Genomic DNA, 8,418 nt, shown 5'->3' with positions numbered 1-8,418 from the left:
AATCTGGTCCGCGGCCTTGTTCAGCCCCTGGAAGGGCCCGACGCTGGGCAGCATCTTGGCGATGCTGGAGAGTGACCCGAGCTTCTTCACCTGGCGTAACTGGTCGCGGAAGTCCGCGAGGGAAAAGCCGCCGCCGGTGATGGCCTTGGCGGCGAACTCCGCGGCCTTCTTCTTGTCGATGTGTTCTTCCGCCTTCTCGATGAGCGAGAGGATGTCACCCATGCCCAGGATGCGGCCCACGATGCGGTCGGGATGGAAGGGCTCGAGGGCGTCGTACTTCTCGCCCACGCCCAGGAACTTGATGGGCTGGCCGGTGACGTGGCGGATGGAAAGCGCGGCGCCGCCGCGGGCGTCGCCATCCATCTTGGTGAGGATGACGCCGGTGAGCGCGAGCTTCTTGTGAAACTCTGCGGCGGAGCGCACGGCGTCCTGGCCGGTCATGGAATCGGCGACGAAGAGGATTTCCTGCGGGTTGAGCAGGCGCTTGAGCGACTGCATCTCCTCCATGAGCTGCTCGTCGATGTGCAGGCGGCCGGCGGTGTCCACGATAACCACGTCGCAGCTGCTGGTGACGGCTTCGCGCCGGGCTTCCTTGGCGAGCCTCTCGACGGTTGCGGTGTTGGCCTCGCCGACCTGGCCTTCGTAGAGGTTGGACTTTACTGCCTCGGCGACGATCTTCAACTGCTCGCGCGCCGCCGGGCGATAGACGTCCACGCTCACCAGCAGAGGGCGCCGCCCGTTCTTCTTCAGCCAGGCCGCGAGCTTGCCCGAGGTGGTGGTCTTGCCCGAGCCTTGCAGGCCGGCCATCAGGATCACGGTGGGCGGCTGCGAGGCGAACTTCAGCTTGGCCGTGTCTTTCCCCAGGATGGCGATCAGCTTGTCGCGGACAATCTTCACCACTTGCTCGGCGGGGGAGAGTGAGGTCATCACCTCCTGGCCAACGGCCTTGGCGCGGATAGCTTCGAGCAGCTGCTGGACCACGTCCTGGTGGACGTCGGCTTCGAGCAGCGCCACGCGCAACTCGGCCAGCGCTTCTCCGATGTTCTCTTCGGTGAGCGTGCCCTGGCCGCGCAGGTTCTTGAAGGCGTGCTGGAGCTTGTCGGTGAGGTTCTCGAACATGGGATGTCATTCGATTTTATCAGTCTTACGAGTTGTCATTCTGAGCGCAGCGAAGAATCCATGCATTTGCTGTGCGCGCCAGAATGCACAGATCCTTCTCTCGGCAAGACCCAAAGCGCCTCGCTCAGGATGACAACGGAAAGAGGGCGGCGTCGTGAGTCCTATGCGGCGAAGGCTTCTTTCGCCGCCGCCACCGTGTTGCAGTGGATGGTGACGGTGTCCTCGACGCGGCGGGCGTAGCCGCCGGCATAGGTGACCATCACCGGAAGGCCCCGGGCGCGGGCTGCGCTGAAGATCAGCGCATCTCTTTGTTTCAGGCCGTCGAGGGTAAGCGCCAGGCCGCCGAGCTGGTCTTCGCGGTAGGGGTCGGCGCCGGCGAGATAACAGAGCAGGTCGGGCTGGAACTGGCGCAGGCCGGAGCTGAGCGCGTTGTCCAGCCAGGCCAGGTAGTCGCTGTCGCCGGTGCCGTCGGGAAGGTGGACGTCGATGGAGGAGGGCGGCTTCCACGCCGGGTAGTTCTTCGCCTGGTGCAAGGAGATGGTGAAAACGTCTCCCACGGCCGCTTGCGGACGCTGATGCGTGCCCAGGGTGGCGGGCGAGAACGAAGGCAGCGCGGCGGGCTCCCCGGCGGGCTGGGCGAAGATGGCGGCGGTGCCGTTGCCGTGGTGGACGTCGCAGTCCACGGTCATGGCGCGCGCGATCTTCTTCTCCTTCTGCAGGTGGCGGATGGCCACGGCCACGTCGTGGATCATGCAGAAGCCCTCGCCGTGATTGGGGAAAGCGTGGTGGAAGCCGCCACCCAGGTTAAAGCCCACGCCGTCGCGCATCGCGCACTCGGCGGCCAGGATGGAGCCGCCCGCGGCCAGCCAGAAGGCGCGCACCAGCTCCGGCGAGTAGGGGACCTCGAGCAGCAATTCTTCCTCGTCGGAGAGGGTGCCGGTGCGGAGCTTGCGGACGTAGTCGGCGGTGTGCACCAGCAGGATGTCGTCGTCCGAGGCGGGCTGGGGCTCTAGGAAGTCCTCCGGGACGGCCAGGCCCGTCTCCAGCAGCCGCTGGTGGATGAGTCGGTACTTCTCCGCCGGGAAGACGTGCGCGCCCAGGGGCAGGTAGTAGCCGTCGCTGTAAATCAGCTTAAAGGGCAACATGGAACAGGTCCTTCGCTGCGCTCAGGATTTCGCCTGCAGGCTCCCGCTCGGCTTCGCGTCGCTCACGTCTGCAAGGCGGCTCAACATCCGAGGCCCCGGAAGAGGGTAGTCGCCACCCCACGGAAACACAAAATCCTCAAAAGAAACCTGTCCCGGGCGAAACTCTTTGGCCCAGATCGCGTTTCTACCAGTGAGGGATTGGGAATCGTAGGACAAAGGGGAAAATCATGACCAAGAAGTGGATAGCAATCGCGGCAGCGGCGCTGCTGGTGCTAGGCAGCGGGTCGCTGGCCTTCGCCAAGTTTGCAGGCCGAGCCGGACACATGGGCCACATGGGGATGTTCGGCGAATGGAAGATGGCACAGCTGGAAGCCCGGCTGAAGCTGACGCCGGAGCAGTCCAAACAGATGCGCGACATCGTCGGCGCGCGGCACGAGAGGCTGAAGGGCGACTTCGATGCCGGACGCGATGACCGCCAGGCCCTGGCGCGGGAGATCTTCAAAGACAACCCCAACCAGGCGGAGATCCAGAAGCGCGTCTCGGCCATCCAGGAGCGGCACAACGCGATGATCAGCCAACTGGTGACCGCGGGCCAGGACTTCAACAAGACCCTGACCCCGGAGCAGCGCGTCGAGATGCAGAAGATCATCGACGAGCACGCCCAGGTGGGCAACAAGATGCGCGAGCATCGGGGCCAGCACAGGATGGGCCGCGAGGGCCAGCCGGAGTCCCAGCCCGCACCCAAGTAAACAAAACAGGTTGCTACAGAGAGCCCGCTGCGGCGGGCTCTTTTTTTGTCAGGCGGGCTTCAAGCGGGGGACTGGGGCTGGGCGCGTAATCGCACCCATAGCAGATTGAGGAGCGCGATGACGGTGGTGGTGGCGAGAATGACGACCTCGGTCTTGCCGATGCCGCTCACCAGGACGAGCGAGAACGCGATGCCGAGAGCGGCCATCAGCGTCCCCGCGAGCAGGCGGAAGCGCGCAGCTTCCGGCTGCTTGCGGCGCAATACCACGAGCGCCGCGCAGGTGAGTCCGTAGTAGAAGAGCCGCGCGGCGGAAGAGAGCGCCACGTTCCAGCGGAAGGTGCCGTACACCGCCAGTCCCCACATCAGCGACGCCCACAGGACAATGGAGACATTCGGCGTGCGGAAGCGGGGATGGATGGCAGCGAAGACCGTCGGGAGGTCGCGATTCTCGGCCATGGCGAAGGGGATGCGCGGCCCGGCCAGCATCATGGCGCTGAGATATCCGTAGAGCGAGACCAGGGCACCGGCGGTGACCAGCACCGCGCCCGGCCCGCCGAGGAAGAGCCGCGCCGCCGCGGCCAGCGGACGTTCAGTCTGCGCGGCGTTGGGGAGCGCATAGACCACCACGGTCTGCACCAGCGTGTACAGGATCGTCACCACCAGCAGCACGCTGAACAGGGCGAAGGGCGCGTCGCGTTGCGGGTCCTTCGCCTCGCCCATAGGGGTGAGCGCCGATTCAAAGCCTCCGTAGGCGAACACCAGCAGCAGAACCGCCTGCACCCAGTCATGCCATGAAGCATGGACCGGGGGAGGCGGAGGGCCGCTGGGGCTGTGCGTCGCCAGCCAGACGCCGCCCACGGCGATGAAGGCGACCAGCGTCGCGATCTTGGCCACAGTGGAAACGTTGCTGAGCCAGGCTCCCGCGCTGACGCCGCGGTAGTTGACCACGGCCAGCACGCCGATGAGCAGCGTGAGGACGGCGAGGCGGCCGGCCGGGGCTTGTGCGCCGGACCAAAACTCTCCCAGGTAGTTGACGAACAGGTTGGTGGCGGCGGCGGGCGCGGTCACGCGCGCCAGCCAGAGGAGCCATCCCATCAAGATGCCGACCGGGCGGCCGAAGGCGGAGCGCGCGTAGAGGTAGGGTCCTCCAGCGGCGTCGAACTGCGAGGCCACCTCGGCGAAGCAGCCCATCAGCGCCACCATGCCCAGCGCGGTCAGCAGATAGGCCAGCGGGCTGGCGCGGCCCAGGAGACCCGCGATGATCGAGGGCAGTCCGAAGATGCTCGAGCCGATGATGGAGTTCAGCACCAGCGCCGCCAGGCTCCAGCGGCCGATGGCGCGGACCAGTTGGGTTGGGGGCGGTGAGGTCACAGAGTGGGCGGGAGATTACCACGAACGCCGGATGGCCGATTTGTCATTCTGAGCCCGTTCCAGCGGGCGAAGAATCTATGCGTTTGCTCTTCCGGAAAAATGCATAGATCCTTCGGTCAGGATGACGAATCAAAATCAACCGCAAGGTCCTTCGCCGCCTGCGGCGGGCTCAGGATGACAAAATCACAATCAACCAGGCAGGGGAGCCGGCGCTTCTAGCGCTTCTTGTCTTTGGTGGTCGGCGGGGCGGGCGGAGTGACGCTGCGGCGGATGGGTACGATGGCGCCGCGGGCCGGGTCGGCCTGGGCGGCGCCGCGCGTCAGCACTTCCTTCTGGATGTAGGCGACGAACTCCTGCATCTGGCGCTGCATCTCCTCCATGCGCGCACGCATCTCCAGGATGATGGCCATGCCGGAGATGTTCACGCCCAGGTCGCGCGCCATTGAGAGGATGAACTCCAGCCGCTCCAGGTCCTGCTCGGTGTAGAGGCGGGTGTTGCCCTCGGTGCGCGAGGGCTTCAGCAATCCTTCGCGCTCGTAAAGCCGTAGCGTCTGGGGATGGATGCCGTACATCTCGGCGACGGCCGAGATCATGTAGGCCCCGTCCTTCTTTCGTTTTGCCATTTCAAATTCTTTCGCCACGGATTAACGCGGATCGTCGCGGATCAACCAAATCACGCAATCGCTCAAGCATTAGAGTCACCCAATCTGTTTCCACAGTTCCGCCCGCGGGTCTTCCGGATTCAGCTTGGCCAGCTCGCGCAGGATCTCTTTCGAGCGTTCGTCGTGCACCGCGGGCACGACGATTGTGACCTCGACGATCTGGTCGCCGCGTGCGCCGTTCTTCATCGCCGAGGGCACGCCCTTTTCGCGCAGGCGGAGGCGCTTGCCGGTGGGCGTCCCCGGGGGGATCTTTACTTCGGCGCGGCCGTCGATGGTCGGGACCTCGATCTTCGCGCCCAGCGCGGCTTCGGTGGCGGAGACGGGGACGGTCAGGTGGATGTCGTCGCCGTCGCGGCGGAAGACGGGGTGGTCGCCGGCGCGGACGATGATGTAGAGGTCGCCCGCGGGGCCGCCCAGGATGCCGGCGTTGCCCTTGCCGGGAAGACGGATGCGCTGGCCGTCGCGCGTTCCCGGCTTGAGGCGCACTTCGAGGGGCTCGTTGCGGTGGATGGCGCCTTCGGCGTGGCAGAAGCTGCACGGCGTTCGCGCTTTGCCCGAGCCGCCGCAGCGCGGACACTCGAGGTTGAACTTCATGCGCCCGCTGGTCTGCGTCACCTGGCCGGAGCCGCCGCACTCCGGGCACGTCCCGCTGCCCTTCAGGAATCCCTGGCCGTGACAGTGCGTGCAGGCCTCGCTGTGGTTGATGCTCACGCGCACCACGCCGCCGCGGATGGCCTGCCAGAACGGGACCTCGACCCGATACTCCAGGTCGCTGCCGGCGGCGGGACCGGGGGGCTCCGAGCCGCGTCCGCCGCTAAAGATGTTGGAGAAGATGTCGCGGAAGCTGCCGCCGCGTTGGGCGCCGGGTTCGGAGAAGTCGAAGCCGCCGAAGTCGAAGGGGACGCCCTGGGCGCCTCGTCCACCTGCGCCTCCGGGCGCGCCGCCGTGGAAGCCGTATCCGCCGCGGGCCGCGGCTTCAGCCGCCGCCGGATCGATCTGGTCGGAGTAGAAGCCGAGCTGGTCGTAGACCTTGCGCTTCTTGGGGTCGCTGAGGACGTCGTTGGCTTCGGAGAGGGCTTTGAACTTCTCTTCGGATGCTTTGTTGCCGGGATTCAAGTCGGGATGATATTTGCGGGCGAGCTTCTTGAAGGCCTTGCGGATTTCCTCGGTGGAGGCGCTTTTCTTGACGCCCAACGTCCCGTAATAGTCCTTCGTTGCAGTCGCCATGGTCCGTGTGGCACAGCCGTCCCCGGCTGTGCGCTAGGGCTTCTCCTTGTCCTTTTCCGGCACGCGCGTGGCCTGACAGGCCACCACCTGCCAGCGGCCGTTGCGCTTCAGGAACGTTCCGGTGTTGCGGTAGTAGTGGGTCTCGGCCGTGCCGTCCTTGTTGGTCATGTGCTGGATGAGGCGGAAGTTCATGACCGCCATGTTCCCGTAAGCGTTCACGGTGACGTCGTCGGCGTCGTAGGCGGCCTTGGGGTCGTCGGGCTGGGGCGGCTCGTCGAGCGACTTCAGGATGTCGGCCTTGGTGATGGTGACGCCCGCCGAGCGCGTATAGATGAGGTCGTCGGCAAAGAAGCGGTCGTAGACCGAGTTGTCGTTCTTGCTGACACCCGTCAGGAACTCGTGCAGCAGGGCGGTGAGTTGGTCGGCGGTGGATTGCTTGGCGGCGAGGCAGGGAAGGGCGAGAGCAAGAACGAGTGTAAGCAGGACCAGTTTTCGCAGCATAGTGGTCACCTTTGTGCTTGCCTTTTTCACAACATCCCGAGCGTAGCGAGGGAGCCCTCCCCTCACGGAAATCTTCCTGGAGGTAGGGCTCCCTCGGTTCGCAAACCCGGCGCGCCTTGGGATGCAAATCAGAAAAGGAACCGCTTACTTCTTTTCCTCCACGTCCACGTACTCGGCGTCGATGACGCCCTCGTCCTTCTTCTTGTCCGAGGCGGCTTCGCCGGGCTGTTCGCCCCCGGGAGCGCCGGCGCCGCCCTGCGGCTTGGCGGCCTTGTACATCTGCTCGGCCAGCTTGTGGGAGGCAGCGGTCAGGCTGTCGCGGGCGGAGTTCATGGCCGCCGTGTCCGTGCCCTCGAGCGCCTTCTTGGCCTCGGCCAGAGCTGACTCGACCTCCGATTTCTCCGAGCCGGAGATCTTGTCACCCTGCTCCTTCAGCATCTTCTCGACGTTGTAGACGAGCGAATCGAGGTGGTTGCGGGCCTCGATCTCCTCGCGCCGCTTCTTGTCCTCCTCGGAGTGGGCGTCGGCATCCTTGGCCATGCGCTCCACCTCTTCCTTGGAGAGGCCGGAAGACGAGGTGATGGTGATCTTCTGGTCCTTGCCCGTAGCCACGTCCTTGGCGTTGACGTTCAAGATGCCGTTGGCGTCGATGTCGAAGGTGACCTCGATCTGCGGCACGCCGCGCGGAGCGGGCGGGAGGCCCGTCAGGTGGAACTTGCCCAGGGTGCGGTTGTCGCGCGCCATGGGACGCTCCCCTTGCAGCACATGTACCTCGACCGAGGTCTGGCTGTCGGCCGCGGTAGAGAAGGTCTCCGTCTTCTTGGTGGGGATGGTGGTGTTGCGCGGGATCATTCCCGTGGCCACGCCGCCCAGGGTCTCGATGGAAAGGGTGAGCGGGGTGACGTCGAGCAGCAGCAGGTCCTTGACCTCGCCGCCCAGCACGCCGGCCTGTACCGCCGCGCCGATCGCGACCACTTCGTCGGGGTTCACACCCTTGTGCGGCTCCTTGCCGAAGAGCTCCTTCACCAGCGCTTGAATGCGGGGCATGCGGGTCTGGCCGCCCACGAGCACCACTTCGTCGATCTTCTTGGTGTCGATGCCGGCGTCCTTCATCGCTTGCTTGCAGGGGCCGACGGAGCGCTGGATGATGTCCTCCACCAGCTGCTCGAGTTTGGAGCGCGAGAGCTTCTTTACCAAATGCTTGGGCCCGGCGGCATCGGCGGTGATGAAGGGCAGGTTGATCTCGGTCTCCATGGTGGTGGAGAGCTCGATCTTTGCCTTTTCCGCGGCGTCGCGCAGGCGCTGCATGGCCATCTCATTGCCCTTGGAGCGCAGGTCGAGGCCTTCATCCTTCTTGAACTCTTCGGCGAGCCAGACCACGATCCGCTGGTCGATGTTGTCGCCGCCCAGGTGGGTGTCGCCGTTGGTGGACTTCACCTCGACCACGCCTTCGCCGACCTCCAGGATGGAGACGTCGAAGGTGCCACCGCCGAAGTCGTAGACGGCGATGGTCTCGTCCTTCTTCTTGTCCAAGCCGTAGGCGAGCGCAGCCGCCGTGGGCTCGTTGACGATGCGCTTCACGTCGAGGCCGGCAATCTTGCCCGCGTCCTTGGTGGCCTGGCGCTGCGAATCGTTGAAGTAGGCC

The 8,418-nt window shown here is 65.4% G+C and carries 8 protein-coding genes; 1 reads left to right on the top strand and 7 read right to left on the bottom strand.

Annotated elements, in window-relative coordinates; all coding sequences use genetic code 11:
• Both ffh and VGQ94_04855 read right to left on the bottom strand, forming a co-directional pair.
• Positions 1 to 1,119 (bottom strand): signal recognition particle protein (gene ffh / locus VGQ94_04860; protein HEV2021838.1); only part of this gene is annotated, 1,119 nt, incomplete at its 3' end.
• A gap of 161 nt (positions 1,120 to 1,280) precedes the next feature.
• The gene (locus tag VGQ94_04855; protein HEV2021837.1) at positions 1,281 to 2,264 is read right to left on the bottom strand and encodes a histone deacetylase; all 984 of its coding nucleotides are present in this window, start codon (positions 2,262 to 2,264) and stop codon (positions 1,281 to 1,283) included.
• A 227-nt stretch (positions 2,265 to 2,491) separates the two neighbouring features.
• Between VGQ94_04855 and VGQ94_04850 the strand changes: the two genes are divergently transcribed.
• On the top strand, positions 2,492 to 3,013 hold the full coding sequence (locus VGQ94_04850) for a periplasmic heavy metal sensor (GenBank protein ID HEV2021836.1): 522 nt from the start codon (positions 2,492 to 2,494) through the stop codon (positions 3,011 to 3,013).
• 59 nt (positions 3,014 to 3,072) lie between these two features.
• On the opposite strand, the gene VGQ94_04845 is transcribed toward VGQ94_04850, so the two are convergent.
• From VGQ94_04845 to dnaK, 5 genes are all read right to left on the bottom strand, one after another.
• A complete protein-coding gene (locus tag VGQ94_04845) occupies positions 3,073 to 4,383 on the bottom strand; it encodes an APC family permease (protein HEV2021835.1) in 1,311 nt (436 codons plus the stop codon).
• Between the two features lie 215 nt (positions 4,384 to 4,598).
• Positions 4,599 to 5,006, bottom strand: coding sequence for a helix-turn-helix transcriptional regulator (locus VGQ94_04840; GenBank protein HEV2021834.1), 408 nt, complete (start codon positions 5,004 to 5,006; stop codon positions 4,599 to 4,601).
• A gap of 75 nt (positions 5,007 to 5,081) precedes the next feature.
• On the bottom strand, positions 5,082 to 6,272 hold the full coding sequence (locus VGQ94_04835) for a J domain-containing protein (protein HEV2021833.1): 1,191 nt from the start codon (positions 6,270 to 6,272) through the stop codon (positions 5,082 to 5,084).
• 33 nt (positions 6,273 to 6,305) lie between these two features.
• Positions 6,306 to 6,773 (bottom strand): nuclear transport factor 2 family protein, encoded by a 468-nt coding sequence (locus VGQ94_04830; protein ID HEV2021832.1) that lies wholly within the window; start codon positions 6,771 to 6,773, stop codon positions 6,306 to 6,308.
• Positions 6,774 to 6,917: 144 nt separating this feature from the next.
• The coding region (gene dnaK, locus VGQ94_04825; GenBank protein ID HEV2021831.1) for a molecular chaperone DnaK at positions 6,918 to 8,418 on the bottom strand (1,501 nt) is incomplete at its 5' end.

This window comes from Terriglobales bacterium, assembly GCA_035937135.1.
GTDB lineage: Bacteria > Acidobacteriota > Terriglobia > Terriglobales > Acidobacteriaceae > DASYVL01.
The sequence above is the reverse complement of the archived record's forward strand: the minus strand, read 5'-3'. Positions and strand labels throughout refer to the sequence as shown.